Here is a 26,450-nt window from a genome sequence, read left to right as displayed (position 1 = left end):
GCACCCGCATCCGCGAGCGGGCCCGCCCATTCCGCTGCGCCCACCGGGCCCGCTGCGCCGCGCGCTGCCGCGCCGGAGCCGCCCGAGCCGCCGCATCTGCACGAACCGCTCGGCCCCGACGATCCGCTCGCCCCGCTCCCCTTCAACCCCTACAAGGGCAACCGCGGCATCACCCGCGCATGGAAGGCGCTCAAGTACTCGATCAAGGGCTTTCGCGCCGCTATCCGGGAGGAAAGCGCGTTTCGCCAGGAGCTCACGCTCTCGGCCATCCTCGTGCCGATCGGCGTGTTCATTCCGGTCGAGCCCGTCGAGCGCGTGCTGCTGCTCGGCTCGGTGATCCTCGTGCTGATCGTCGAGCTGCTCAATTCGAGCATCGAGAACGCAGTGGACCGCATCGGCCTCGAGCGCAACGAGCTCTCGGGCCGCGCCAAGGACCTGGGCAGCGCCGCGGTGACGCTCGCCTTGCTGCTCTGCGTCCTGACCTGGGGGTTGATCCTCGTACCCCGTTTCGGGCCGCTGCTGCTGCACGGAATCGGCGTACTCTAGCGCCTCGCTCCTCCAGTCCGCCAGGGCCGCACCACGCTTGCCCGCTCCCGACAGGCGCAAGCTGTCGGTGCGCGCGGGCCGTCGGTTTATAATCGAACGACAGTCTTATAACGACCAACCGCGTCCGGGCCGCGCGCACCGCAACCTACGAGCGGGCGCCTGAGCCCGGCACTGCATTTTCAGGGCCGGACGACATGGATGCCAAACCTCCCCGCCGTACACGCGAACGGATTCTCGAGCTGTCGCTGAAGCTGTTCAACGAGATCGGCGAGCCGAACGTCACCACGACGACCATCGCCGAGGAAATGGAGATTAGTCCAGGCAACCTGTACTACCACTTCCGCAACAAAGACGACATCATCAACAGCATCTTCGGCCAGTTCGAGCAGGAGATCGAAAAGCGTCTGCGCTTTCCCGAGGACCACCGCGCCACCATCGACGAGATGTGGGCGTACCTGCAGTACATGGTCGACTTCACGTGGCGCTACCGCTTTCTGTATCGCGACCTGAACGACCTGCTCGCGCGCAACCGCACGCTGGAGATGCACTTCAAGCAGATCATCAGCCACAAGGTGCACTTCGCGAAGCAGTTCTGCGAGCAGCTCGTGGAAGACGGCGACATGGTCGCCACGCCCGCCGAGATCGACGTGATTTCGACCAATATCGGCGTGATCGCCACCTACTGGCTCTCGTACCAGTTCGTGATGAATCCGCGCAAGTACAACGACCAGGAAGCGATCCGCGACGAGCTGCACCAGGTCAGCGTGCAGATCGTCTCGCTGATGGCGCCGTATCTGCGCGGCCGCGCGCGCGAGCTGTTCGACGACCTCGTCTCGGGCAAGCTCGCCAAGCGCGAGTTCTACGACTACCTGCCGCCGCGCGAAGGCGCGGGCGCCGCAAAGGACAACCGCGAATAAAGGCCAAAGCCGAATGAAAGCAGTCTGCGTATATTGCGGCTCCTCGCCTGGAGCCAATCCGGTTTACACCGAAGCCGCACAGGCGTTCGGCCGCGCGCTCGTCGCCTCGAACCTCGCGCTCGTCTATGGCGGCGGAAAGGTCGGCCTGATGGGCGTGATCGCCGACACCGTGATGGCGGGCGGCGGCCGCGCCATCGGCGTGATCCCCGAGCTGCTGGTCGACAAGGAAGTGGGCCACGCGGGCCTCACCGAGTTGCACGTCGTGCCCGACATGCACCACCGCAAGAAGATGATGGCCGACCTCTCCGACGCCTTCGTCGCCATGCCGGGCGGCGCGGGCACGCTCGAAGAGCTGTTCGAGGTCTATACCTGGGCGCAGCTCGGCTATCACCGCAAGCCGGTGGGCGTGCTGAACATCAGCGGCTTTTACGATCCGCTCATCGCGCTGCTCGATCACACGGTGCGCGAAGGCTTCATGCGCCAGACCTACCTCGACATGCTGCAGACCGACGCCGATCCCGTCGCGCTGATCGCCAGGCTCAAGCGTTATCACGCGCCCGCAAAGGACAAGTGGGCGGACTTGCGCGAGAACGTGTAATCCAGCCGCATAGCGCCATTCGCCCCGACAATCCGCAGTCACCACAGGCAGTCAATTTCACGAGGCCATCGCGATGAGCAAAGTTGTCCTGATCACCGGCGCAAGCCGCGGCATCGGCCGCGCGACGGCGCGTCTGCTTGGCGCCCACGGCTGGACCGTGGGCGTCAACTATCTGCACAACGAACCGGCCGCCGACGAAACTGCCGCCGAAGTGGGCCGCGCAGGCGGCCATGCGCGCGTGCTGCGCGGCGACGTCGCGAGCGAGACGGACGTCATGGCGATGTTCGACGCGCTCGAATCGGCCTATGGCCGCATCGATGCGCTCGTGAACAACGCGGGGATCGTCGCGCCCGGCAGCCAGGTCGCCGACATGAGCGCCGAGCGTCTGAAGCGCATGTTCGACGTGAACGTGTATGGCGCGTTTCTATGCGCACGCGAAGCGGCGCGGCGCATGTCGAAAGATCGCGGCGGCGACGGCGGCTCGATCGTCAACGTCTCCTCGGCTGCCGCGCGGCTGGGCTCGCCCAACGAATATGTCGACTATGCGGCGTCGAAGGGCGCGGTCGACACGATGACGATCGGCCTCGCCAGGGAGCTCGGACCTCAGGGCGTGCGCGTGAACGCGGTGCGCCCCGGCCTCATCGATACCGAAATCCACGCAAGTGGCGGCCGCCCCGATCGCGCTGCCGTGCTTGGCGCACAAACGCCGCTCGGCCGGCCCGGCAGCGCCGAAGAAGTCGCCCAAACGATCGTGTGGCTGCTCAGCGACGCCGCCTCGTATGTCACAGGCGCCCTGCTCGACGTGAGCGGCGGACGCTGACGTCGCGCGCGGGATTGCGCTAGAACGACGCTAGAACGACGAACCCCGTTCGCGCAGGAACACGGCCTCTTCGTCGGTGGACACGCGGCCCAGTTGCGCATTGCGATGCGGAAAGCGCCCGAAGCGCTCGATGACCTTCGCGTGGCGCACCGCGTAATCGTAGTAGCCCTTCCCCTCAGGATCCTTCGCCAGCTCGCCGAAGAGCCGCAGCGATTCGCGCTGCGCTTCGGCGCTTTCGGCGTGTTCGAACGGCAGATACGCGAAGGCGCGGTGCTGCAGCGTGGGCAAGCGCAGATCCGCGCCGCTCGCCACCATCGCGCGTGCGATGCCGAGCGCCTTGTCGTCCGCGGAGAAGGCGTGCGGCGTGCCGCGATGGCAGTTGCGCGAGAACTGGTCGAGCACGATCACGAGCGCAAGCGCGCCTTCGGGCGTCTCGCACCATGTGTCGAGTTCGCCCGCACACGCGGCGTCGAGCAGCGCGCCGAAGCGTTCGCGCAGCTTCGCGTCGAACGCGGCGTTCTTGCGGAACCACATCTTGCGCTCGCGGCCGAATTCCTCCGAATCCGGCTCACCGAACCAGAAGTCGAGCACCTCGCGCGCACGCGCTTCGAGATGCATTACGCCAGTTCCAGCACGAGACGCCGCGTGCGCGCACTCTTCTTCTCGAGCTTCGCCACGCGCAGCGCGCCGATCTCCTGCGTGTTACGCACGTGCGTGCCGCCGCAGGGCTGCAAATCGACGTTATCGATACGCAAGAGGCGCACACGGCCGAGACCCATCGGGGGCTTCACGCTCATCGTGCGCACGAGTTCGGGGCGCTGCGCCATCTCCTCGTCGGTGATCCACTCGGTCGCCACCGCGTGCGCGCCCGAAACGAGTTCGGCGAGCCGTGCCTCCACCATCTCGCGCTCGATCGGCTCGACGGTCGCGAAATCGAGGCGCGCATAGTCGGCCGTGATGCTGCAGCCATCCACGGGATAGGGCAGCACCGCGCACATCAAATGGCTCGCCGTGTGCAGGCGCATGTGCCGGTGACGGCGCGCCCAGTCGATCTCGGCGCGCACGCGCTCGCCCGCGGCGAGACGCGCGAGTTGTGCTTGCTGGCCGGGCGCGGGAACGTGCAGCGCGTCGTCGGGCGTCGCGCCTTCGAACTTCGCCTTGCGCGTATCGGCAATCTCGATGCGCGTGCCGTCGGCGAGCACCAGCGCGCCGGCGTCGCCGGCCTGGCCGCCGCCGAGCGGATAGAACATGGTCTGGTCGAGCCGCACCCCGTCCTCGCCAACGGCAAGCACGGTCGCTTCGCACTGCGTGAGATAGGCGTCTTCGCGAAAGAGCGCGCGGGTAGTCGTCATCGTGGGTGTCTCCTTGTTTTGCGGACGGCGGGCCGCGCATAGCCGGCCGCCGGCCAAAGGGCCATTATGGCCGCGAGGCGAACCGCCCCGCCGGACGGCCGCGACGCGTGAACGCCTGACTGTACCGGCCCACGGACCGGAACAATCGTGCCCAGTCGATCAACCCGGGTGATTGCGCATCCAGTCGGCGGTATCGAAGAATGAATGCAGCAGGCGTTCGCGCAGCGGCTGCGCCAGGCCGACGTCTTCCATCGCCCAGGCCATGCAGCGCAGCCACTGGTCGCGCTCCGACGAGGCGATCGCGAACGGCAAATGACGCGCGCGCAGGCGCGGATGGCCAAAGCGTTCGATATAGTGGTCCGGGCCGCCGAGCCAGCCGCAGAGGAACCAGAACAGCTTGTCGCGCGAGCCGTCGAGCGTTTGCGGATGCATCGCGCGGATGCCCGCGAAATCGGCCTCGAGGTCCATCAGGTCATAGAAACGGTCGACGAGTTCGCGCACGCGCGCCTCGCCGCCGACGAGTTCGAAGGCCGTGGGTTTCTGCGGCGCTTCGTCGGCTGGATCGGTCATACGGTTGAATCAGGAAAAAAGAGGAACGGCAGCGCACTGCCTTAAGACCAATGATTCTCGCACAGCGGCGCTCGGCGGGTGGCCGCGGGTTGCGGCACTACGCGTCGCGCAGCGACTGCAGCGCCGGCCGCGCGAGCACATGCCGCAAGCTGATCCACCCGCCCACGCCCGCGCACACCACCCCTGCGGCGATGCCGGCCGGCAGGAGCCACGGATCGAACGGGAGATAGAAAAGAAATACGCGCGTGGCGAGCACCGAGCCCACCGCCTGCGCGCCGAGCGCCGCCATGAGTCCCGCGAGCGCACCGACGGAGATGAATTCGGCCACCTGCACCGCGCGCACCTGCTGGTGCGATGCCCCCAGCGCGCGCAGCAGCGCCGACTCGCGCATGCGCTCGTCGCGCGTGCCCGCGAGCGCCGCGTAGAGCACCAGCACGCCGGCGGCGAGTGTGAAGAGAAAGAGGAACTGCACCGCGCCGATCACCTGCTCCAGCACACGCTCGATCTGCGCGAGAATCGGCGCGATGTCGATTGCGGTGACGTTGGGATAGCGGGCCACGAGACCGTCCACGACTTCGCGCTGCCCCGGCGGCAGGTGAAAACTCGTGATGTAGGTCGCCGGAAAGTCGCGCAGCAGCGCGGGTGACATCAGCACGAAGAAGTTGACCTTGAACGAGCCCCAGTCGAGCTTGCGCACGCTCGTCACGGGCGCCGTGACTTCCAGGCCCGTCACGTCGAACTTGAGCACGTCGCCGGGCTTCACGTTGATGAGCTTCGCGAGGCCCTGCTCGATCGAAAGCTGCGGCGTGGCCGAATCGCCATACCAGGTGCCCGCCTCGATGCGATTGTCGTCGGGGAGCTTCGTCGTGTACGAGAGATTGAACTCGCGATCCACTAGCCGGCGCGCGTCCTCGCTCTTGTACGAGTCGGGATTCACGGGCTTGCCGTTGATCGAGATCAGGCGAGCGCGCACCATCGGCTGGAGATCGCTATCGGCCGCCCCGGCAATGCCATGCGAGCGCAGCCACGCGGCCACGGCGTCGCGCTGATCGGGCTGGATGTCGATCAGGAACTCGTTGGGCGCGTCGGGCGGCGTGGACTTGCGCCAGCCTTCGACGAGGTCGTTGCGCGTCATCGCGATCAGCAAGAGACACATGAGGCCGATGGCGAGCGCCGTGATCTGCAACGCGCTCGCGCCCGGCCGCCGTTCGAGCGACGCCAGTGCATAGCGCCAACCCACGCCCGCGCGTGCCTGGCCGGCGAGGCGTCCGCTACGCGCCAGGCGCGCCGCGCACCACAGCGCCGCGCGCGCCACGCCGGCGAACACGAGCAGCCCGATCGCGAAACCGCCGGCGACGATGCCGCCCAGCTTCCACTCTCCCGCCGCGATCACCAGCAGCCCCGCGAAGAGCGCAATGCCGACGCCATAGGCCGCCCACGCGACGCGCCCTTCGTCGCCCCACTCGCGGCGCAGCACGCGCACCGGCGGCACGCGCGTGAGCGGCAAGAGCGGCGGCAGCGCGAAGCCGAGCAGCAGCACGAGGCCCGCGGCGATGCCTTCGAGCACGGGCAGCGGGCCGGGCTGCGGCAGCACGACGTCGATGAGATTGCCGAGCCACGCCAGCAGCGCGAGATGACCCGCGTAGCCGAGCGCCACGCCGGCTGCGCCGCCCACGAGTCCGAGCCCCGCGAACTCCAGCACGAACAGCGTGCGCAACGTGCGTTGGCTCGCGCCGAGGCAGCGCATCGCGGCGCAGGCGTCGAGATGGCGGCGCGTATAGCGATGCGCGGCCATGGCGATCGCCACCGCCGCGAGCAGCGCCGTCAGGAGCGAAACGAGCGTGAGGAAGTGGCGCGCGCGGTCGAGCGTCTGGCGCACCTGAGGCTGGCCGTCCTGGAGCGATTCGAGCGCGACGCCGCGCATCTTGCCGCCATCCACGCGCGCACGCGCCCACGCGGCGAACTGCGCGACGGCCGGATCGGCGCCCGCCACGAGCAGGCGGTAGGTCACGCGGCTGCCATAGCCGAGCAGTCCGGTCGACGCGACTTCGTCGGCGCGCATCATGAGGCGCGGCGAGAAGTTCACGAACGAAAAACCGCGGTCGAGCTCTTTCGTGATGAGCGCGTTCACGGTGAAGGTGCGCGTGCCGACCTTCACCGTGTCGCCGACATGGAGCTTGAGCGCGTCGAGCAGCTCGTCGTCCACCCAGACGGTGCCGGGCGGCGGAATGCCTTGCGCCGCGTGATCGGGCGCGCCCGGCGTTGCGGCGATGCGCAGCGCGCCGCGCAACGGATAGTCCGCCGAGACGGCCTTCACGGCGGCAAGGCGAGTGGCCGTGACGCCCGGCGCGGTGGAAGCGCCCGCCGCTGCCGCAACCGGCGGCGCCGCCGAACTCACCATGCTCGGGAAGATCGCCGTGGTCGCCGTGCGCAGCGAGAGCGACTGCGCCTCGCGGGCGAACATCGGATCGACGGGGTGATCGGCGCGCACGATGAAATCGGCGGCGATCATGCGCCGGGCGTCGCGCTCGAGCCCGCGTTGCAGCCGGTCGGCGAGAAAACCGACGCTTGCGAGCGCCGCCACGGCCAGCACGAGCGCGAATAGCAGCATGGTGAGTTCGCCCGCGCGCCAGTCGCGCGCCGTCATGCGCGCGGCAAGATGCACGAGATCGGACCAGCCGGGTGTGGTGCGCACGGCCACGGGCCTGCCAGGGCCGCTCTGGCCGCCGCCGCTTGCGCCCGTCGGCTCAGTCTGTGCGAAGCCCGGGCCGCCTTCGCCGCGTGGAGGCTTCGCGCTGGAGGAAGAAGGGGCGCCGCCGCTCAATCGTGACGACCTCGCAACGAAAGTCGCGAAACCATGTGCGTCGCCATGCCGCGAAAACCGCCCTGCACGCCGCGCCACAGGCGCGGCAGCGCCCAGGCCGCGAGCACGAGGAACGCCACGAGCATGACGAGGAAGAGCAAAGGCACGAAGAACGCGAGCAACACGCCGACGAACGTCATGCCGTCCTCGGCGCTCGATGTGACGACATTCGACACCGGTTCAGGCGACAGGTTGATGAGCGCGCGCGTACCCGCCTTGGCGAGATGCGCCGTGCCCGCGAGCGTGCCGCCCGCCAGCGCTGCGACGGTCAGCAGCGCCGGATCGGCATGGCCGAGCGCGCCGGCGGCCAGCACGGCCCCGGCCGGGATGCGGATGAAGGTATGCACCGCGTCCCAGAGCGAATCGAACGCGGGGATCTTGTCGGCGAGGAATTCGAGCACCGTGAGCGCGGCGGCTATGCCGATCACCCATGGCGAAGCGAGCACGGCAAGCGTGTCGGGCAGGTGTATCAGGCCAAGACGTTGCAGCACGCCGGCCATCAGCACCGTGAGATAGAGGCGCAGGCCGCTGCCCCAGGACAGGCCCGCTGCTAGCGAAAGTGGTTCCAGCATGGCTGCCTCCTCGCGCGGCGCGGCCGGAGCGCCGGCGCTCCACGCGGGATGCGGGGGAGCGGCGCTGCGCGCACACGCTCGCCGCTCATGCGGCGCGGAGTGTTATCGGGTTATGACCGTTCCATTATAGCCACGCTCGCTGCGGTGCCGCAGCGGTGTTGCGCGGCCGCGGCATAGGGTCCGGACCGATGTATGCGCAGCGAATTTAATCAGGCAGCCGAAGAAAGCTTGAGGCCGATGAGGCCGAGCACGATCAGCGCGGCGCTCGCCACACGCGCCACGCTCACGGCCTCGCCCATCATGACGATGCCGAACACGAACGCGCCGACCGCGCCAATGCCCGTCCACACTGCATAGGCGGTACCGAGCGGGAGTTGGCGCATGGCCGCGGCGAGCAGCGCAAAGCTGCCGAGTGCCATGACCACGGTGAACACCGCGGGCCAGAGCCGCGTGAATCCTTCGGAAGACTTGAGACCGGCGGCCCACGCCACTTCGAGCAGGCCGGCGACGAGAAGAAGAAACCAGGACATGGGGAATGCTCCATTCAGAAAATGGGGCCGTCCCCGCTGACATAAAAAACCGTAAGGCCGTCCTTACGGAACTGTAATGATAGCATCGGCGCAGTTGAGGCCTACTGCACGCCAACCAGCCGATACCCCACGCCCGTTTCCGTGATGATGTGCTCCGGCTGTGCGGGATCGCGCTCCAATTTCTGCCGCAGATGCGCCATGTAGATGCGCAGGTAATGGCTGCTTTCCACGTGCGAAGGCCCCCAGACCTCGCGCAGCAGTTGCCGGTGGGTGAGCACGCGCCCCGCGTCGCGCACGAGCGTGGCGAGCAGGCGGTACTCGATCGGCGTGAGATGCACGGGCGCGCCTTCGCGCGTCACCTGGCGCAGCCCCAGATCGACGTTCACGGCGCCGAAGCTCACCTGCGGCGCCTCGTTCGCGCCGCCGCGGTTGCGCCGCCGTAGCTGCGCGCGAATGCGCGCGAGCAGCTCGGACACGCCGAACGGCTTCGTGAGGTAGTCGTCGGCGCCGGCGTCGAGCGCGGCCACCTTCTCGCTTTCCTGGGTGCGCGCCGAAAGCACGATCACGGGCAGGTCGCTCCAGCCGCGCAGTTCGCGGATCACATCGATGCCGTCGGTGTCGGGCAGGCCCAGATCGACGATCACGAGGTCGGGCTTGCGCGTGGCGGCCTCGACGAGGCCCTGCTTGCCGGTCTCGGCGTCGTGCACGGCGATGCCCTCGCCCTCCAGCGTGGCGCGCACGAATCGGCGAATCTGTTTTTCGTCTTCGATCAGAACGACGGCGATGCTCGGGTCACTCATTGGCAGGTTTGGGATCGACGGTTTTCTGGGGGGCGGCGGGCATCTCGATCGGCTCAAGCGCGTCGGGTGCCTCTGGCGCATCGGTCACATCGGCAGGCAGCGGCGGCGGCGACTCCACGGGCAGCGCGAACCAGAACGTCGCGCCTTCCACACGGCCGTCGGCGGCAACGCGATTGGCCGCGCCGATTGTACCCCCGTGCGCTTCGACGATCGCCCGGCAGATGGCGAGTCCGAGCCCGATGCCGGGCTTGGCCGACTCCTTCTCGCCGCGCGTGAACTTCTCGAACACGCGCTCGCCCATGCCAGGCGGCAGGCCCGGCCCGTTGTCCTCGATCGAGACGCGCACGAACGGCTGGCCGCCCTCCTCCACGCGGCGCGCCGCGATCGTGAGCGGCGTGTCGGCGGGCGTGTATTTGGCCGCATTCTCCAGCAGGTTCGAGAAGAGCCGCTCCATCAGCACGGCGTCGAGTTGCAAAAGCGGCAGGCCTTGTTCCAGCTTCACCTGAACCGGATGCCGCGCGAGCACGCGGCGGCAGGCGGCGAGCGCGGCGCCCACGGTTTCCTCGAGCAGCGTCCACTGACGATTGAGCCTGAGGCTGCCCGCCTGCAGACGCGCCATGTCGAGCAGGTTCGTAACGATGCCCGTCATGCGCAGCGCCTCGTCGTGAATCGCCTCGATCAGCTCGCCCGAGCGCGCGTCCCGCGCATCCCCGGGCTCATGGGTTTGCGCGAGCATCGACGAGAAGCCGACGATCGCCGTGAGCGGCGTGCGCAGATCGTGCGAGATGGCCGAAAGGAGCGAGTTGCGCAGCCGCTCCGACTCCATGTTGACGAGCGCATCGCGCGCGATGTCCACGTAGTGCACGCGCTCGAGCGCAAGCGCGATCTGCGCGGCGAACGCGTCGAGCATGCGCTGCTGCTCGGGCACCTGCAGCTCGTGCGCGTCGCGCGTCACGATGGCGAGCACGCCGCGCGTGCGCATCGGCGCCTTGAGCGGCAAGTAGCGCGCCACGGCCGCCGGCAGCGTGTCGGTGCCGTTGCCCGCGGGCTTTTGCTGGTCGTACACCCACTGCCCCACGTCGATGTCGAGGTTGGCGGCGTCGAGCATGATCCTGGGATCGGGCTCCTCGATCTTCTGCTGCACCTTGTCGGCGCTATCGGGCAGGAGCAGCGCCACGCGCGCGCCGAACACCTCGCTCACGTGGCGGCTGCCGATCGCCACGATCTGCTCCGTGGTGAGCGCCGCGGCCAGTTCGCGCGCCATCGCGTACATCGCGCCGGTGCGCTGTTCGCGCCGCTGCGCGACGCTCGCCTCGCGGCGCAGGCTCGACGTGAGATGGCTGATGACGAGCGACGTGAGCAGCATGCCGACGAAAGTGAGCAGATATTGCGTATCGGAGACCGAGAACGACATGCGCGGCGGCACGAAGAAAAAGTCGAACGCCGCGACGCTTGCAAACGAGAGCATCACGCCCGGCCCGCGCCCGAGCTTCACCGCTGCGAAGATCACGCCGAGCAGATACAGCATGACGAGATTCGCGAGGTCGATGCGGTCGATCAACTGGTTCGCGACGAGCGTCACGCACGCGCAGATCACGAGCGCGGCCGCATAGGCGCGCGGCGGCGAGCGCTCGGCGCCGCCCGCCGCCAGCGCATCGCGCCACGCGTTGGCAGCACGCGCGGCGGCACTGGCCGCTTCACGGGGCTCGCTGCCCCCCCGCACGGCTTCGCCCGCACTCGCGCGCACGAGCGTGAGATCGACGTCGCCGGCCTTTTCGGCCAGGCGCTCGCCGAACGGGCGCTTCACCCAGCGTGAAACGCCCGTGCGCAGCGACCCGCCCGCCACGAGCTTCGACACATTGCGCAGCCGCGCATAGCCGACCAGCGTGGTCGCGGCGTCTTCGCCTGCGAGCGTCGCCGTTTCGGCGCCGAGTTCGGAGGCGAGTTTGAGCGCGCCGAGCGTGCGCTCGCGTACGGCATCGGGCAGACGCTGGAGCTTCGGCGTCTCCACGTACACGGCGATCCAGTCGGCTTTCAGGCTCGCGGCGAGCCGCGCGGCGGCGCGCACCAGCGCGTTCGCCTCGGGCCCCGGCCCCACGCACACGACGAGGCGCTCGCGCGCCTGCCACATATGCTGGATCGAGCGGTCGGCACGATACTCGCGCATCTGCGCATCCACGCGGTCGGCGGTGCGGCGCAGCGCAAGCTCGCGCAGCGCGATCAGGTTGCCCTTGCGAAAGAAGTTGCGCACCGCGCGCTCGGCCTGCGCCGGCATGTAGACCTTGCCGTCGCGCATGCGGTCGAGCAGCTCTTCGGCGGGCAGGTCGACGAGCGTGACTTCGTCGGCGCGGTCGAACACGCGGTCGGGCACGGTCTCCCAGACGCGAATGCCCGTGATCTGCCCCACCACGTCGTTGAGACTTTCGAGGTGCTGCACGTTGACGGTCGTGTAGACGTCGATGCCCGCGTCGAGCAGTTCGTACACGTCCTGCCAGCGCTTCATGTGACGCGCGCCGGTGACATTCGAATGCGCCAGCTCGTCGACGAGCACGAGCTGCGGCTTGCGTTCGAGCGCGGCGTCGAGATCGAACTCTTCGAGCAGCCGGCCGCGGTACGCAATGCGCTGGCGCGGCATCACCTCGAGGCCGGCGGTGAGCGCGGCGGTTTCGCTGCGCCCATGCGTCTCGACGATACCCACCACCACGTCCACGCCTTCCTCGGCGCGGCGGCGCGCGGCCTGCAGCATTGCGTAGGTCTTGCCGACGCCGGCTGACGCGCCGAAGAAAATCTTCAGCTTGCCGCGGCGGCGCTTTTCTTCGTCGCGCTGCAGCCGGTCGAGCAGTTCGTCGGGATCGGGGCGGTTCATGCGGAAGTCGGGATGAGTGTCACGTGGGTTGCGCCTTGTGCACGAATGATCGTCTCACCATGGCACGGAAATGGCAAACCGCACGCTCGGCGCACGAGGCGTCGAGCGTGCGGTACGGCGTGGCGTTCCCGCTCAGCTCACCGCTTTGCCGTCGAGCGCGAGGTTCAGCTCGAGCACGTTCACGCGCGGCTCGCCGAAGAGGCCGAACTGACGGCCCTTCGTGTAGCGGTCCACGAGCGCCTGCACGTCGTTCGCGCTCATATGGCGCGCTTGCGCCACGCGCGCCACCTGGTACGCGGCCGCGGCCGGCGAGATCTCGGGGTCGAGCCCGCTGCCCGAAGACGTCACGAGGTCGACGGGGATCGGCTGCGAGACATCGGTGCCCGCGGCCTTGAGGGCGGCGATGCGGCCTTTGATCTCGTCGGCGAGCGCCGGGTTGGTCGGCCCGAGGTTCGAGGCGCCCGAGCCCGCCGCGTTGTACGGCATCGGCGAGGTGGCGGACAGACGCCCCCAGAAGTACTGGGGCGCGTCGAACTGCTGGCCGATGAGCGCGCTGCCCACCACCTTGCCGTCGACCACGACGAGGCTGCCGTTGGCCTGGCGGTGGAACGCGGCCTGGCCGAACGCGGTCATGACGGCCGGATACACGAGGCCGGTGACGACCGCCAGCACGGCGAAGATCACGATAAGTGGACGAAACTGCGATTTCATTTTGGCTTCCTATGTATCTATCCGTGTGTCTGCGTGTGTGCCTGCGCGGCTCAGACCCAGCCGAACGCGGCGAGCACCATGTCGATCAGCTTGATGCACGGGAACGGCAGGAGAATGCCGCCGAGGCCGTAGATCAGCAGATTGCGGCGCAGCAGCGTCGCCGCGCCGAGCGGCCGGTACTTCACGCCCTTGAGCGCGAGCGGAATCAGCATCACGATGATGAGCGCGTTGAAGATCACCGCCGAGAGGATCGCCGACGAAGGCGACGTCAGATGCATGACGTCGAGCACGCGCAGTTGCGGATAGGTCGTTGCGAACGCCGCCGGGATGATCGCGAAGTATTTCGCGACGTCGTTGGCGATCGAGAACGTCGTGAGCGAGCCGCGCGTCATGAGCATCTGCTTGCCGATCTCGACGATCTCGATGAGCTTGGTCGGGTTCGAGTCGAGGTCGACCATGTTGCCCGCCTCCTTCGCGGCCTGGGTGCCCGTGTTCATCGCCACGGCCACGTCGGCCTGCGCGAGCGCCGGGGCGTCGTTGGTGCCGTCGCCCGTCATCGCCACGAGCTTGCCTTGCGCCTGGTGCTCGCGGATCGTCGCGAGCTTGGTTTCAGGCGTGGCCTGCGCGAGGAAGTCGTCCACGCCGGCTTCGGCGGCGATCGCGGCGGCGGTCAGGCGGTTGTCGCCCGTCACCATCACGGTCTTGATGCCCATCTTGCGCAGCTCGGCGAAACGCTCCTTGATGCCGCCCTTCACGACGTCCTTCAACTCGATCACGCCGAGCACGCGCGCAATGCCGTCATGCGTTTCGGCCACCACGAGCGGCGTGCTGCCTCGGCGGGCCACGTCGTCCACGGCGTTTTCGACTTCGCCGGGGAAACGGCCGCCGTGAGCTTCGACGTAATGCTTGACCGCGTCGGCGGCGCCCTTGCGGATCTCGCGGCCGGGCATGTCCACTCCGCTCATGCGCGTCTGGGCGCTAAATGCGAGGAACACGGCGTGCAGCGAGCTCATGTCGCGCTGGCGAATGTTGAAACGCTGCTTCGCGAGCACGACGATGCTGCGGCCTTCCGGCGTTTCGTCGGCGAGCGACGAGAGTTGCGCCGCGTCCGCGAGCGCTTCTTCGGTCGCGCCGGGCGCCGGCAGGAACATCGACGCCTGACGATTGCCAAGCGTGATCGTGCCGGTCTTGTCGAGCAGCAGCACGTCCACGTCGCCGGCGGCTTCCACCGCGCGGCCCGAAGTCGCGATCACGTTGGCCTGCATCATGCGGCTCATGCCGGCCACGCCGATCGCCGACAGCAGACCGCCGATGGTGGTCGGAATCAGGCAGACGAGGAGAGCGACGAGCGCCGTGATCGTTACTACGTGCCCCATCTTCGCTGCTTCGACCGAGAACATCGAGAACGGCAGCAGCGTCGCGGTGGCCAACAGCAGCACGATGCTCAGCGCGACCAGCAGGATCGTGAGCGCGATTTCGTTGGGCGTCTTCTGGCGCTTCGCGCCTTCGACCATCGCGATCATGCGGTCGAGGAACGCTTCGCCCGGGTTCGCCGTGACGCGCACGACGATCCAGTCGGAGAGCACGCGCGTGCCGCCCGTCACCGAGGAAAAGTCGCCGCCCGACTCGCGGATCACCGGCGCGGATTCGCCCGTGATGGCCGATTCGTCCACCGATGCCACGCCTTCGATCACTTCGCCGTCCGCCGGAATCGTGTCGCCGGTCTCGACGAGCACCACGTCGCCGCGGCGCAGGTCGGACGCCGTCATGATGCGGATCGGCGCCTTCGGATGCGGCTCGTTGAGCTTCTTGGCCATGACGTCTTTCTTGGCCTGGCGAAGCGACGCCGCCTGCGCTTTCGAGCGCCCTTCGGCGAGCGCTTCCGCGAAGTTCGCGAACAGCACCGTGAACCACAGCCAGAGCGCGACCGCGAGGATGAAACCCGCGGGCGCTTCGGCCTGGCCCATGAGCGCCGCGACCCAGAGGATCGTCGTGAGCACGCTGCCCACGTAGACGCAGAACATCACGGGGTTGCGCAACTGCGTGCGCGGTTTGAGTTTTCGGAACGAGTCCACGATAGCCGGACGCACCAGCGCCGGATCGAACATGGACCGGGTTGCACTATGCTGATTCATTTTTGTTTCGCTCATGTTGCGAAGGCCCCCGTTCAATGCACGCCCATCATGATCAGATGCTCGACGCCGGGACCGAGCGCGAGCGCGGGCACGTAAGTGAGCGCGCCGACCAGCAGCACCGTGCCGAGCAGCAGCACGACGAAGAGCGGACCGTGCGTGGGCAGCGTGCCGCCCGTCACGGCAATGCGCTTCTTGCCGGCGAGCGAACCCGCGATGGCGAGCACCGGCACGATGGTGCCGAAGCGGCCGAACCACATGGCAATGGCGAGCAGCCAGTTATAGAACGGCGTGTTCACGGTAAGGCCTGCGAACGCGCTGCCGTTGTTGTTGGCGGCCGAGCTGAACGCATACAGGATCTCGGAAAAGCCGTGCGCGCCCGGATTCGCGATGCCCGCCTTGCCCGCGTCGGCGAGCACGGCGATCGAGGTGCCGAGCAGCACGAGCAGCGGCGTGAGCAGCACGACGATCGACACCATCTTCATCTCGAACGACTCGATCTTCTTGCCGACATATTCCGGCGTGCGGCCGATCATGAGCCCCGCCACGAACACCGCGAGCAGCGCGAACACGAGCATGCCGTAAAGACCCGAACCGACACCGCCGAAGATCACCTCGCCGAGCTGGATGAAGAGCATCGGAACGAGACCGCCGAGCGGCGTGAGCGAGTCGTGCGCCGCGTTCACGGCGCCGCACGAGGCCGCCGTGGTCGCGACCACGAAAATGCTCGTTTGCGCGATGCCAAAGCGTGTTTCCTTGCCCTCCATGTTGCCGCCGGCCTGCAGCGCGCTTGCGTGCTGGTCGACGTTGAGCGTCGTGAACATCGGGTTGCCCGACTGCTCGGCCGCCAGCACGCCGCCCACGGCCACGGCGAACGCCACCGTCATCACCGCGAGCACCGCGATGCCCTGCCTGCGGTCGCCCACCACGTTGCCGAACACGAGACACAGCGACGCCGGAATGATCAGGATCGCCAACATTTCGATGACGTTCGAAACCGGCGTGGGGTTCTCGAACGGATGGGCCGAATTCGCGTTGAAGAAACCGCCGCCGTTGGTGCCGAGCATCTTGATCGCGACCTGGGAGGCGACCGGGCCCATGGCGAGCGTCTGCGACGTGACCTTCGTGTCGACCGTCTCGGGATTACCCTTCGCGTCCTTCACGGGGTTGCCCTGGGCGTCGAGCTTCGGCGCGGCGTAGGTCGTCGTCTGCAGCACCGGCACGTCCTGATACGCCTTGAAGTTCTGGATCATGCCCTGGCTCATCAGGAGCGCGGCGATGATCGCCGACATCGGCACGAGGAGGTAGAGCGTCGTGCGCGTGAGGTCGACCCAGAAGTTGCCGATGGTCTGCGCGGAGTGGCGCGCAAAACCGCGAATCAGCGCGATCACGACCACGATGCCCGTCGCCGCAGACAGGAAGTTCTGCACGGTGAGGCCGAGCATCTGCGTGAGATAGCTCACCGTTTGCTCGGGCGTGTAGTTCTGCCAGTTGGTGTTGGTGACGAAGCTCACGGCCGTGTTGAACGCGCCGTCCACCGTCATCGGACCGAACTGCTGCGGGTTGCCGGGCAGCCAGCCCTGAATGCGCAGCAGCACATAGAGAAAGCCCACACCGAGCACGTTGAACGATATAGTGGCGAGCGCATAGCGCTTCCAGTTCATCTCGGCCTGCGGATCGACGCCGGCGACGCGATAGAGCAGGTTTTCGAGCGGCGCAAAGAGGCGCACGACGCGCGAGCGCCCGTCGAGCACGCGCGTCATGTAGCCCGAGAGAGGCACGGCGAGCGCGAGCAGGACGACGAGGAAAATCCCCGCCTGGAGCAGATTGCTGGCGTTCATTCGATATCCTCCGCGCGCAGCAGCGCATGGACGAGATAAACGAACAGCAACAGCGTTGCCGCCCCCGATAGCCAGAAAATCCAGGTCATGGGCGCACCCCGTTCGCACCTTGATCGCGGCGGTACTGCATGAGCTTCTCGCAGCCCGCGATCAACGCGTACGTGAGCGCGGCGAAAACCGCCAGCCCCCCGATATACAGCACATCCATTGTCGTGTTCTCCATTCGCGGATGACGGATGGCTGAACGTTACCCGCTGCGGCATTAAATCCGGATCAAAGGTTTTGGCGCCCGTATAAAAAACGCGTAAACGCGGGCGCGATCACGGTACGGGGCAAAAGGAAAAAAGGCGCGCAACGTTGGCGTTGCGCGCCTTTGGGGTCTCCATGAGGGTCTCCATGACGGAGTCAGGAAACGTAAAGCTCGAATCAATGCGCCGGCGCCGATGGCATGCGCCATGCGGCGCGGCAGTGCGTCGATGGTTACGTCACGGGATCAGGATGGTCGAACCCGTGGTCTTGCGCGCTTCGAGCCCGGCATGCGCCAGGCCGACATCCTTGAGTGCATAGCGCTGGTTGATCGACGTCCTGACCTTGCCCGAGGCGACCACGTCGAACAGTTCGGCGGCATTCGCCTCGTAGTCGGCGCGCTTCGCGATATAGGTGAAGAGCGTCGGGCGCGTGAAAAAGAGCGAGCCGCGCCCGGCGAACTCCGACGAATCGATCGGCGGCAGCGGCCCCGACGCGTTGCCGAAGCTCACGAACATGCCGAGCGGCGCGAGGCAGTCGAGCGACTTCGTGTAGGTGTCCTTGCCGATCGAGTCGTACACCACGGGCACGCCCGCACCGTTCGTGATCTCGCGCACGCGCGCCGTGAAGTCCTCGCGCGTGTAGACGACCGGATGATCGCAGCCGTGCGCCTTCGCGATCGCGGCCTTCTCGTCCGAACCCACGGTGCCGATCACGGTCGCGCCCAGCGCCTTCGCCCACTGGCACACGAGCAGGCCCACGCCGCCCGCCGCCGCCTGGATGAGGATGGTGTCGCCGGCCTTCACGCGATACGTGCGGCGCAGGAGATATTGGGCGGTGAGGCCTTGCAGCATGATCGAGGCCGCCGCTTCGTCGCTGATCCCGTCGGGCAGCTTGATCACCTGGTCGGCGCGCAGCACGCGCTCCTGCGCATAGGCACCCGGCGGACGCGCGACGTAAGCCACGCGGTCGCCCGCTTTGAGCGCGCTCACGCCTTTGCCCACCGCCGTCACCTCGCCGGCCGCTTCCATGCCGAGCCCGGCGGGCAGTGGCTGCGGATAGAGCCCGCTGCGGAAATACACGTCGATGTAGTTGAGGCCGCATGCGCTCTGGCGCAAGCGCACCTCGCCCTCGCCCGGCTCGCCCACGTCGACATCCACCCACTTCATCACTTCGGGGCCGCCGGTCTTGTCGTATCGGATTGCCTTGGTCATCACGTCTCCTTGGTGTTGTCCTGGCTGGTTTCCTGAAATCGGGCTACGCGGCGCGCGCTTCAGACCGCGTTTTTCTGGCGCAGCGTGAGCACGTCGAGCAGCATGCGCGCCGTCGAAATGTTCGTTGCGCACGGCACGTCGTGTACGTCGCATGCGCGCACGAGCGCGTTGATGTCGGGTTCGTGCGGCTGCGGAGTCATCGGGTCGCGCAGGAAGATCACGATATCGACGTTGCCTTCCGCGAGCCGCGCACCGATCTGCAGGTCGCCGCCATGCGGGCCCGAAAGCATGCGCTCGACGTTGATGCCCGTCGCGGCTTCGATACGCGAGCCGGTCGTGCCGGTCGCGATGATCTCGCAGTGACGCAGCGTATCGACGTATTCGCTCGCCAGCTTGACGATGTCGTCCTTCTTGTGGTCGTGTGCAATCAATGCGACGCGGGTTGGCATGGCGTAAGTCTCCTTGACGTGTGGTTTGCGTGCTGAATAGTCGTGAGGCGTGTCGTGAGGCGGCGCGCCGGGCGCCGCGGCTGCCCGGCGCCGACTCAATAAGTACCTGGATAAGCGCCGCCGTCGATCAGCCAGTTCTGCCCGGTGATATAGCCCGCATGCACGCTGCAAAGGAACGCGCAGGCGCGGCCGAATTCCTCGGGCGTGCCGAAACGTCCGGCCGGAATTGTCTTCATGCGGCGCGAGCGCGCCTCCTCTTCCGAAATCTGGCTTGCCTTCGCCTGCGCGACGATGGTGGCCTGGATGCGGTCGGTGTCGAACGCGCCCGGCAGCAGGTTGTTGATCGTGACGCCCGTGGCCGCGACCTGGCGCGCCACGCCCGCGACGAAGCCCGTGAGACCCGAGCGCGCGCCGTTCGAGAGGCCGAGCACGTCGATCGGCGCCTTCACCGAGGAACTCGTGATGTTGACGATGCGCCCGAAGCCGCGCGCGATCATGGCGTCGATGGTGGCCTGGATCAGCGCGATCGGCGTGAGCATGTTCGCTTCGAGCGCCGCGATCCACGCCTCGTGGGTGTACTTGCGGAAGTCGCCCGGCGGCGGGCCGCCGGCGTTGTTCACCAGAATGTCGGGCGACGGACACGCCGCGAGCGCGGCGGCGCGGCCCGCTTCGGTCGTGATGTCGCAGGCCACCGCCTTGACGTCCACGCCCGTGCTCCTGCGGATCTGCGCGGCGGTTTCCTCCAGCGTCTGCGCGGTGCGCGCGACGATCGTCACGTTGACGCCTTCGGCGGCGAGCGCCTCGGCGCAGCCGCGCCCGAGCCCCTTGCTGGCCGCGCACACCAGCGCGTTACGTCCTGCGATGCCCATGTCCATCGTTTTCGTGTCCTTTTTGCGTGGATGACCGTCCTGTGACAGGGTGGACACGGCCAGGCCCTGCGCCGCGCCGCCCTGCGACCTTTTTTGGGATTCTAGAAGAATCGGGCGCGACGCGTGGAAGGCCGCAGGCGCGGCCCGGCAACCGGTCCGCGCAGTCGCGTCGCAACGCGCAATGCGCGCGCCGATGCGCGCATGCTTAACGGTATACTTGCGCCTGTAGCGCGGCCCGGCGCCCTCGCAAGGCTTGAGTGCTTGCGGCGCGCCGCGGGCCGTGGCCGCCGCCGCCGCGCAACCCGAGCCTGAGCGTCGGGCTCGCGGCAACGGCACGACCGATTCCCCGATCACCTTGCAGCCTCGTGCGCCCCGTCATGAAACAGGACAGCCGTTTCCCGAATCTCTTCATCCTCGATCACCCGCTGATCCAGCACAAGCTCACGCATATGCGCGACAAGGACACGTCCACGCGCACGTTCCGCGAGCTGCTGCGCGAGATCACGCTGCTGATGGGCTATGAAATCACGCGCGACCTGCCGGTCGCGTCGCGCCGCGTGCAGACGCCGCTCGTCGAAATCGATGCGCCGGTGATCGCGGGCAAGAAGCTCGCCATCGTGCCCGTGCTGCGCGCGGGCGTGGGCATGTCCGACGGCCTGCTCGAACTGGTGCCCTCCGCGCGCGTCGGTCATATCGGCGTGTATCGCGCCGACGACCACCGCCCGGTCGAGTATCTCGTGCGCCTGCCCGACCTCGAGGACCGCACCTTCATCCTCTGCGATCCGATGGTCGCGACGGGCTACTCGGCGGCGCACGCCATCGACGTGCTCAAGCGCCGCGGCGTGCCCGGCGAGCGCATCCTGTTCCTCGCCCTCGTGGCCGCGCCCGAAGGCGTCGATGTGTTCCAGAAGGCCCACCCGGACGTGAAGCTCTACGTGGCGTCGCTCGATTCGCATCTGAACGGGCACGCCTACATCGTCCCGGGCCTCGGTGACGCCGGCGACCGGCTTTTCGGCACGAAGAACTAACAGCCGCGCACGGTTGCCGAGGGGCGGCCGGGAAGACTGGCCGCCCTCGCCCCTCCCCGCCTCGCGCGGGCGCACACGATCCCGCCCCGTTAGCGCCCTCCGCGGCCGGCGTAACCGGCAATCGTCGCGCGTGGCGTCACCTGGGCAGGCGAAGCCGGGCGGTCCCGGCGTGATAAAATTCAGATCCACCTGAACGGGCGCTGCGTCCAGTCCTGCCGGCACATCGTGCTGCGCGGGCATGACGGACGCGACGGGCGAGGCGCGCGCTGAATCACGCGCGCCGTGCGGGCGACGCACGAAGGCCGCGCCCGGGAACATCGCAACGACAACAGCACATTGCACACTGCACGCGCATGGCGCGTGAGACGGAGAAAGGTATGGCGGGTCATTCGAAATGGGCCAACATCAAGCACAAGAAGGCTGCTGCTGACGCGAAGCGCGGCAAGGTCTGGACGCGGCTCATCAAGGAAATCCAGGTCGCGGCGCGCATGGGCGGCGGCGAAATCGACTCGAACCCGCGCCTGCGTCTGGCTGTGGACAAGGCGTACGACGCCAACATGCCCAAGGACAACATCAACCGCGCCATCCAGCGCGGCGTGGGCGGTGTGGACGGCGCGAACTACGAGGAAATCCGCTACGAAGGCTACGGCATCGGCGGCGCGGCCGTCATCGTCGACACGATGACCGACAACCGCACCCGCACGGTCGCGGAAGTGCGCCACGCGTTCTCGAAATTCGGCGGCAACATGGGCACGGACGGCTCGGTGGCGTTCATGTTCGATCACGTCGGCCAGTTCGTGTTCGCGCCGGGCACGCCCGAAGACGAGCTCATGAACGCCGCGCTCGAAGCGGGCGCCGACGACGTCGTGACGAACGACGACGGCTCGATCGAAGTGGTCTGCCCGCCGTTCGACTTCACGAAGGTGAAGACCGCGCTCGAAGCCGCAGGCTTCAAGGCGGAAATGGCCGAAGTCACGATGAAGCCGCAGAACGAGGTCGAATTCACGGGCGACGACGCCGTGAAGATGCAAAAGCTGCTCGACGCCCTCGAAAACCTGGACGACGTCCAGGAGGTGTACACCAACGCGTCGATCGCCGAGGAATAAGGCATCGGCCCGGGAGGCCGCGCTCAGGCCAGGCTCAGGTTCGGCTTGGGCCGTGCTTCGGCCCCGCCTCCCGCAAGCGATTTTCACGGCCGGCGCACTGTGCGCCGGCCGCAACTGTTTCTGGTCTTGGTCTTTCGGGGATTCTCATGAAGTTACTCGTCGTCGGTTCTGGCGGCCGCGAACATGCGCTGGCGTGGAAGCTCGCGCAGGCGCCGCGCGTGCAGCTCGTCTACGTCGCACCCGGTAACGGCGGCACCGCGCAGGACGAGCGGCTCGCCAACGTCGACATCACGGACATCCACGAGCTCGCCGATTTCGCCGAGCGCGAAGGCGTCGCCCTCACGGTGGTCGGCCCGGAAGCGCCGCTCGCCGCGGGCATCGTCAACGTGTTCCGCCAGCGCGGCCTGAAGGTGTTCGGCCCGTCGAAGGAAGCCGCGCAGCTCGAAAGCTCGAAGGACTTCGCCAAGGCGTTCATGAAGCGCCACAACATCCCGACCGCCGCCTACGAGACCTTCTCGGACGCCACGTCCGCGCACGCCTACGTCGAGAAGCACGGCGCGCCCATCGTCATCAAGGCCGACGGCCTGGCTGCCGGCAAGGGCGTGGTCGTGGCGATGTCGCTGGAAGAAGCGCACCAGGCCATCGACATGATGCTCGCCGACAACAAGCTCGGCGACGCCGGCGCGCGCGTGGTGATCGAGGAGTTCCTCGCGGGCGAGGAAGCGAGCTTCATCGTCATGGTGGACGGCAAGCACGTGCTCGCGCTCGCCTCGAGCCAGGACCACAAGCGTCTGCACGACGGCGACCAGGGCCCCAACACGGGCGGCATGGGCGCCTATTCGCCCGCACCGATCGTCACGCCGCAGCTGCACGCACGCGTGATGCGCGAAATCATCCTGCCGACCGTGGCGGGCATGGAGAAGGAAGGCATCCGCTATACGGGCTTCCTCTATGCCGGTCTGATGATCGACGCGCAGGGCAACCCGAAGACGCTCGAATTCAACTGCCGCATGGGCGACCCCGAAACGCAGCCGATCATGGCGCGCCTGAAGGGCGACTTCTCGAAGGTCGTGGAGCACGCCATCGCCGGCACGCTCAACCAGGTCGAGCTCGAATGGGACCGCCGCACGGCACTCGGCGTCGTGCTCGCCGCGCACAACTATCCGGACACGCCGCGCAAGGGCGACCGCATCAGCGAAATCCCCGCCGAAACCGCCGATTCGGTGACGTTCCACGCGGGTACGCAGATGGTGGACGGCAAGCTCGTGACCTCGGGCGGCCGCGTGCTGTGCGTGGTGGGTCTCGCCGATTCGGTGCGCAGCGCGCAGAACGTGGCGTACGAGACCGTGAACCGCATCTCGTTCGACGGCATGCAGTATCGCAACGACATCGGCTATCGCGCCGCGGGGCGCAAGCAGTAGGCGCAGCGCTTTGCCGGGGCCGCCCGCTTTTCGATGCGCCCCCAAAGGAAGCGGCGGCCTTCCGGCGCCGCGCAACGGCGCTCTCACGGCTTCTTCGGCTGGCCGTTCGCGCGCGCCGCCAGGCCGTCCAGCGCGAGCCAACCCGCGCGGCAGTCTGAGCGCACCGCACGCAGCCCGCGCGGCCGCCGTTGGCGCCGGGCCTCGCGCCAATCGGCGCTACACTGCCGCTGTCAGGCCGCCTTGGGCGGTCTATCCGGGCAACCCGACGAATCACCTGACGAATAACACGATTCCAGCGCCCGCGCGCTGCCGTCCCCATTTTATCGATGACCGACACCCCTAACCGCGCCTCCCCCGACAGCGCCGCCGTCCGCGCCTGGCTGGCCAGCTTGCAGACGCAGATCGCCGACACGCTCGGCGCCTTCGATGGCCAGCCGTTCGCCACGGACAACTGGCAGCGCGGCCTCGGCGAGAAGCTGCGCGGCGGCGGCTGCACGCGCATCATCGAAGGCGGCGCGTTCTTCGAGCGCGGCGGCATCGGCTTGTCCGACGTTTCCGGCGACGCCTTGCCGCCCTCGGCCACGGCAGCGCGCCCCGAACTCAACGGCCGCGGCTTCGAGGCGATGGGGGTTTCGCTCGTGCTGCATCCGCGCAATCCGTATTGCCCGACCGTGCATATGAACGTGCGCATGCTGCTCGCCACCCGGGCGGGCGAGGCGCCGGTGTTCTGGTTCGGCGGCGGCATGGACCTCACGCCCTACTACGGCTTCGAGGAAGACGCGCAGCACTTTCACCGCGTGTGCCGCGACGCCCTCGCCCCCTATGGCGCAGACCTGTACCCGCGCTTCAAGCGCTGGTGCGACGAGTACTTTTTCCTGAAGCACCGCAACGAAGCGCGCGGTGTGGGCGGCATTTTCTTCGACGATTACGCCACCGGCGGCTTCGACGAGGCGTTCGCCATGCTGCGCAGCGTAGGCGACGGCTTCCTGAAGGCGTATCTGCCGATCATCGAAAAGCGCCGTGCGACGCCCTATGGCGAAGCCGAACGCGAATTCCAGGCGTACCGGCGCGGCCGCTACGTCGAATTCAACCTGGTCTGGGACCGCGGCACGCATTTCGGCCTGCAAAGCGGCGGCCGCACGGAATCGATCCTCATGTCGATGCCGCCGGGCGCCACGTGGCGCTACGACTGGCAGCCGCAGCCGGGCACGCCGGAAGCGCGCCTCTACAGCGACTTCCTGCCAGTGCGCGACTGGGTCTGACGCCGTGACGTCTCACGCCGTGAAGCCAGCTTTCACCGTCCCGCCCAACGCGCTCGAACGGCGCGTCGGGCTGCTCGGCGGCACCTTCGATCCGATCCACGAAGGCCACCTCTCTCTCGCGCGTCATTTTGCGCGCGTACTGGGCCTGAACGAGCTGATCCTGCTGCCCGCCGGGCAACCGTGGCAAAAGCCGGGCGTTACCGCGGCGCAGCATCGGCTCGCCATGACGCGTGCCGCCGCTGCCTCGCTTGTGCTGCCGGGCGTGACGGTGACGGTGGACGCCGACGAAATCGAGCACAACGGGCCGACCTACACGGTCGACACGCTGCGCCGCTGGCGCGCGCAGCGCGACGCCGATGGCAGCGCGCGCAACGCGAAAGCGGCGCTCACGCTGTTAATGGGCGCCGATCAGCTGCTGCACCTCGATTCGTGGCACGAATGGCGCGAGCTTTTCGCGCTCGCGCATCTGGGCGTGGCGAGCCGCCCCGGCTTCGACTTCGCGGCGCTGCCTCCCGAGGTCGCGCGCGAAGCGGCCGCGCGCCGCGCGGGCGCCCACGCGCTTGCGACCACGCCGCACGGCCACCTGCTGGTCGACGAAACGCTCGCGCTCGACGTTTCGGCGACCGAAATCCGGCGCGACCTGCCGGCCTGCGTGGCAAGCGGGCAACGTCGCGGCACCGCCGCCGACAAGCTTCCCGCGGCCGTGTGGGACTATATCCTTCAACATCATCTCTATCTGCATCACGGGTAACTATGGACATCCGCAAACTTCAACGCGCCATCGTCGACGGTCTCGAAGACGTCAAGGCCCAGGACATCCGCGTCTTCAACACGAGCCATCTGACCGAGCTGTTCGACCGCGTAGTCGTCGCGAGCGGCACGTCGAACCGCCAGACCAAGGCGCTCGCCAACAGCGTGCGCGAGAAGGTCAAGGAAGCCGGCGGCGACATCGTGAGCACCGAAGGCGAGGACATCGGCGAATGGGTGCTGGTGGATTGCGGCGACGCGGTCGTCCACATCCTCCAGCCCGCGCTGCGCCAGTACTACAACCTCGAGGAAATCTGGGGCGACAAGCCGGTGCGCGTGAAGCTCGCGGCCAACACGGGCTTCGTGGGCGCGCGCCCGAGCGAGCCGATCGATGACGAGGACGAAGACGAAGAAGCCGCCGCGCCGGCCGTGAAGAGGCCCGCGCGCAAGAGCGCTGCGCGTAAGACCGCGAAGTAGGCGCAGCGCGTTCGCGAACGACCATCGACCCGCACGATGAAACTGCATATCGTCGCCGTCGGCCACAAGATGCCGGACTGGATCGCCGAGGGCTTCGAGGAATATACGAAGCGCATGCCGCCGGAGCTGCGCATCGAGCTGCGCGAGGTGAAGCCCGAGCAGCGTTCGTCGGGCCGCTCCGCCGAGAGCGTCATGGCGGCCGAGCGCACGCGCATCGAAGCCGCGCTGCCGAAGAACGCGCGCATCGTCGCGCTCGACGAACGCGGCAAGGACTGGACCACGATGCAGCTCGCCCGTGCGCTGCCGCAGTGGCAGCAGGACGGCCGCGACGTGGCGTTCCTGATCGGCGGCGCGGACGGCCTCGATCCCGCACTCAAGTCGCGCGCCGACACGCTCCTGCGCCTGTCCTCCCTCACACTGCCGCATGCGATGGTGCGCGTGCTGCTCGCCGAGCAGCTTTACCGCGCGTGGACCATCACGCAGAATCACCCCTATCACCGCGTGTGATGCAGG

General features: G+C 67.7%; 27 protein-coding genes. 11 read left to right on the top strand and 16 right to left on the bottom strand.

What is annotated here, in order from left to right; all coding sequences use genetic code 11:
• The 4 genes from BHE01S_RS33870 to BHE01S_RS33855 all read left to right on the top strand — a co-directional run.
• A partial coding sequence (locus BHE01S_RS33870; protein ID WP_052406228.1) for a diacylglycerol kinase occupies positions 1-546 on the top strand: 546 nt, incomplete at its 5' end.
• A 194-nt stretch (positions 547-740) separates the two neighbouring features.
• Positions 741-1,463, top strand: coding sequence for a TetR/AcrR family transcriptional regulator (locus tag BHE01S_RS33865; protein ID WP_042272313.1), 723 nt, complete (start codon positions 741-743; stop codon positions 1,461-1,463).
• Positions 1,464-1,476: 13 nt separating this feature from the next.
• Positions 1,477-2,061 (top strand): LOG family protein, encoded by a 585-nt coding sequence (locus BHE01S_RS33860; RefSeq protein WP_042272309.1) that lies wholly within the window; start codon positions 1,477-1,479, stop codon positions 2,059-2,061.
• A 73-nt stretch (positions 2,062-2,134) separates the two neighbouring features.
• Positions 2,135-2,881 (top strand): SDR family oxidoreductase, encoded by a 747-nt coding sequence (locus tag BHE01S_RS33855; protein ID WP_042272306.1) that lies wholly within the window; start codon positions 2,135-2,137, stop codon positions 2,879-2,881.
• A 30-nt stretch (positions 2,882-2,911) separates the two neighbouring features.
• Here BHE01S_RS33855 and BHE01S_RS33850 read toward each other — a convergent pair whose 3' ends face one another.
• The 16 genes from BHE01S_RS33850 to BHE01S_RS33775 form a co-directional block, all read right to left on the bottom strand.
• Complete coding sequence (locus tag BHE01S_RS33850) at positions 2,912-3,499, bottom strand: DUF924 family protein (protein WP_042272303.1); 588 nt, start codon at positions 3,497-3,499, stop codon at positions 2,912-2,914.
• On the bottom strand, positions 3,499-4,233 hold the full coding sequence (locus BHE01S_RS33845) for an alanyl-tRNA editing protein (RefSeq protein WP_042272300.1): 735 nt from the start codon (positions 4,231-4,233) through the stop codon (positions 3,499-3,501). Before BHE01S_RS33845 ends, BHE01S_RS33850 begins: the two co-directional genes overlap by 1 nt.
• Before the next feature lie 159 nt (positions 4,234-4,392).
• Positions 4,393-4,803 carry a group II truncated hemoglobin gene (locus BHE01S_RS33840; protein WP_042272297.1) on the bottom strand — a complete coding sequence of 137 codons (411 nt, stop codon included), beginning with the start codon at positions 4,801-4,803 and terminating at the stop codon, positions 4,393-4,395.
• Between the two features lie 97 nt (positions 4,804-4,900).
• The gene (locus tag BHE01S_RS33835; RefSeq protein WP_042272341.1) at positions 4,901-7,450 is read right to left on the bottom strand and encodes an ABC transporter permease; all 2,550 of its coding nucleotides are present in this window, start codon (positions 7,448-7,450) and stop codon (positions 4,901-4,903) included.
• A gap of 173 nt (positions 7,451-7,623) precedes the next feature.
• Positions 7,624-8,238: a DUF4126 domain-containing protein gene (locus tag BHE01S_RS33830; RefSeq protein WP_042272294.1), complete on the bottom strand. Its 615-nt coding sequence runs from the start codon at positions 8,236-8,238 to the stop codon at positions 7,624-7,626.
• A 209-nt stretch (positions 8,239-8,447) separates the two neighbouring features.
• Positions 8,448-8,768 carry a quaternary ammonium compound efflux SMR transporter SugE gene (sugE, locus tag BHE01S_RS33825; RefSeq protein WP_042272291.1) on the bottom strand — a complete coding sequence of 107 codons (321 nt, stop codon included), beginning with the start codon at positions 8,766-8,768 and terminating at the stop codon, positions 8,448-8,450.
• A 101-nt stretch (positions 8,769-8,869) separates the two neighbouring features.
• Positions 8,870-9,568 (bottom strand): two-component system response regulator KdpE, encoded by a 699-nt coding sequence (gene kdpE, locus BHE01S_RS33820; protein ID WP_042272287.1) that lies wholly within the window; start codon positions 9,566-9,568, stop codon positions 8,870-8,872.
• The gene (locus tag BHE01S_RS33815) at positions 9,561-12,434 is read right to left on the bottom strand and encodes a sensor histidine kinase (protein WP_042272284.1); all 2,874 of its coding nucleotides are present in this window, start codon (positions 12,432-12,434) and stop codon (positions 9,561-9,563) included. Before BHE01S_RS33815 ends, kdpE begins: the two co-directional genes overlap by 8 nt.
• A 132-nt stretch (positions 12,435-12,566) precedes the next feature.
• Positions 12,567-13,145, bottom strand: a complete 579-nt coding sequence (gene kdpC, locus BHE01S_RS33810) for a potassium-transporting ATPase subunit KdpC (protein ID WP_042272283.1) — start codon at positions 13,143-13,145, stop codon at positions 12,567-12,569.
• Between the two features lie 50 nt (positions 13,146-13,195).
• Entirely contained in the window at positions 13,196-15,280 is a 2,085-nt protein-coding gene (gene kdpB / locus BHE01S_RS33805; protein ID WP_042272338.1) for a potassium-transporting ATPase subunit KdpB, read from the bottom strand.
• A gap of 32 nt (positions 15,281-15,312) precedes the next feature.
• On the bottom strand, positions 15,313-17,118 hold the full coding sequence (gene kdpA, locus BHE01S_RS33800) for a potassium-transporting ATPase subunit KdpA (RefSeq protein WP_042272282.1): 1,806 nt from the start codon (positions 17,116-17,118) through the stop codon (positions 15,313-15,315).
• The gene (kdpF, locus tag BHE01S_RS33795; protein WP_027819619.1) at positions 17,115-17,207 is read right to left on the bottom strand and encodes a K(+)-transporting ATPase subunit F; all 93 of its coding nucleotides are present in this window, start codon (positions 17,205-17,207) and stop codon (positions 17,115-17,117) included. Before kdpF ends, kdpA begins: the two co-directional genes overlap by 4 nt.
• The gene (locus tag BHE01S_RS33790) at positions 17,204-17,326 is read right to left on the bottom strand and encodes a hypothetical protein (RefSeq protein WP_042272335.1); all 123 of its coding nucleotides are present in this window, start codon (positions 17,324-17,326) and stop codon (positions 17,204-17,206) included. The genes kdpF and BHE01S_RS33790 overlap by 4 nt, the downstream gene beginning before the upstream one ends.
• Positions 17,327-17,603: 277 nt before the next feature.
• Complete coding sequence (locus BHE01S_RS33785) at positions 17,604-18,578, bottom strand: quinone oxidoreductase family protein (RefSeq protein ID WP_042272280.1); 975 nt, start codon at positions 18,576-18,578, stop codon at positions 17,604-17,606.
• A gap of 59 nt (positions 18,579-18,637) precedes the next feature.
• A complete protein-coding gene (locus BHE01S_RS33780; RefSeq protein WP_042272278.1) occupies positions 18,638-19,027 on the bottom strand; it encodes a methylglyoxal synthase in 390 nt (129 codons plus the stop codon).
• Between the two features lie 95 nt (positions 19,028-19,122).
• Positions 19,123-19,902, bottom strand: a complete 780-nt coding sequence (locus tag BHE01S_RS33775) for an SDR family oxidoreductase (protein WP_042272332.1) — start codon at positions 19,900-19,902, stop codon at positions 19,123-19,125.
• 371 nt (positions 19,903-20,273) lie between these two features.
• Here BHE01S_RS33775 and upp point away from each other — a divergent pair, with 371 nt between their 5' ends.
• The 7 genes from upp to rlmH all read left to right on the top strand — a co-directional run bounded on the left by upp (position 20,274) and on the right by rlmH (position 26,444).
• Complete coding sequence (upp, locus tag BHE01S_RS33770) at positions 20,274-20,924, top strand: uracil phosphoribosyltransferase (protein WP_042272276.1); 651 nt, start codon at positions 20,274-20,276, stop codon at positions 20,922-20,924.
• Positions 20,925-21,301: 377 nt separating this feature from the next.
• Complete coding sequence (locus BHE01S_RS33765; protein WP_042272329.1) at positions 21,302-22,030, top strand: YebC/PmpR family DNA-binding transcriptional regulator; 729 nt, start codon at positions 21,302-21,304, stop codon at positions 22,028-22,030.
• Positions 22,031-22,176: 146 nt separating this feature from the next.
• Positions 22,177-23,451, top strand: coding sequence for a phosphoribosylamine--glycine ligase (gene purD, locus BHE01S_RS33760; protein ID WP_042272275.1), 1,275 nt, complete (start codon positions 22,177-22,179; stop codon positions 23,449-23,451).
• Positions 23,452-23,777: 326 nt separating this feature from the next.
• A complete protein-coding gene (gene hemF, locus BHE01S_RS38200) occupies positions 23,778-24,713 on the top strand; it encodes an oxygen-dependent coproporphyrinogen oxidase (protein WP_042272274.1) in 936 nt (311 codons plus the stop codon).
• Between the two features lie 19 nt (positions 24,714-24,732).
• Positions 24,733-25,464, top strand: a complete 732-nt coding sequence (locus BHE01S_RS33750; RefSeq protein WP_042272326.1) for a nicotinate-nucleotide adenylyltransferase — start codon at positions 24,733-24,735, stop codon at positions 25,462-25,464.
• Between the two features lie 2 nt (positions 25,465-25,466).
• Entirely contained in the window at positions 25,467-25,937 is a 471-nt protein-coding gene (rsfS, locus tag BHE01S_RS33745; protein WP_042272272.1) for a ribosome silencing factor, read from the top strand.
• A 36-nt stretch (positions 25,938-25,973) separates the two neighbouring features.
• Positions 25,974-26,444, top strand: a complete 471-nt coding sequence (gene rlmH / locus BHE01S_RS33740) for a 23S rRNA (pseudouridine(1915)-N(3))-methyltransferase RlmH (protein WP_042272269.1) — start codon at positions 25,974-25,976, stop codon at positions 26,442-26,444.
• Positions 26,445-26,450: the final 6 nt, after the last annotated feature.

This window comes from Paraburkholderia heleia NBRC 101817, from assembly GCF_000739775.1.
Taxonomy (GTDB): domain Bacteria; phylum Pseudomonadota; class Gammaproteobacteria; order Burkholderiales; family Burkholderiaceae; genus Paraburkholderia; species Paraburkholderia heleia.
This window is presented reverse-complemented; position numbering and strand designations above follow the sequence as displayed.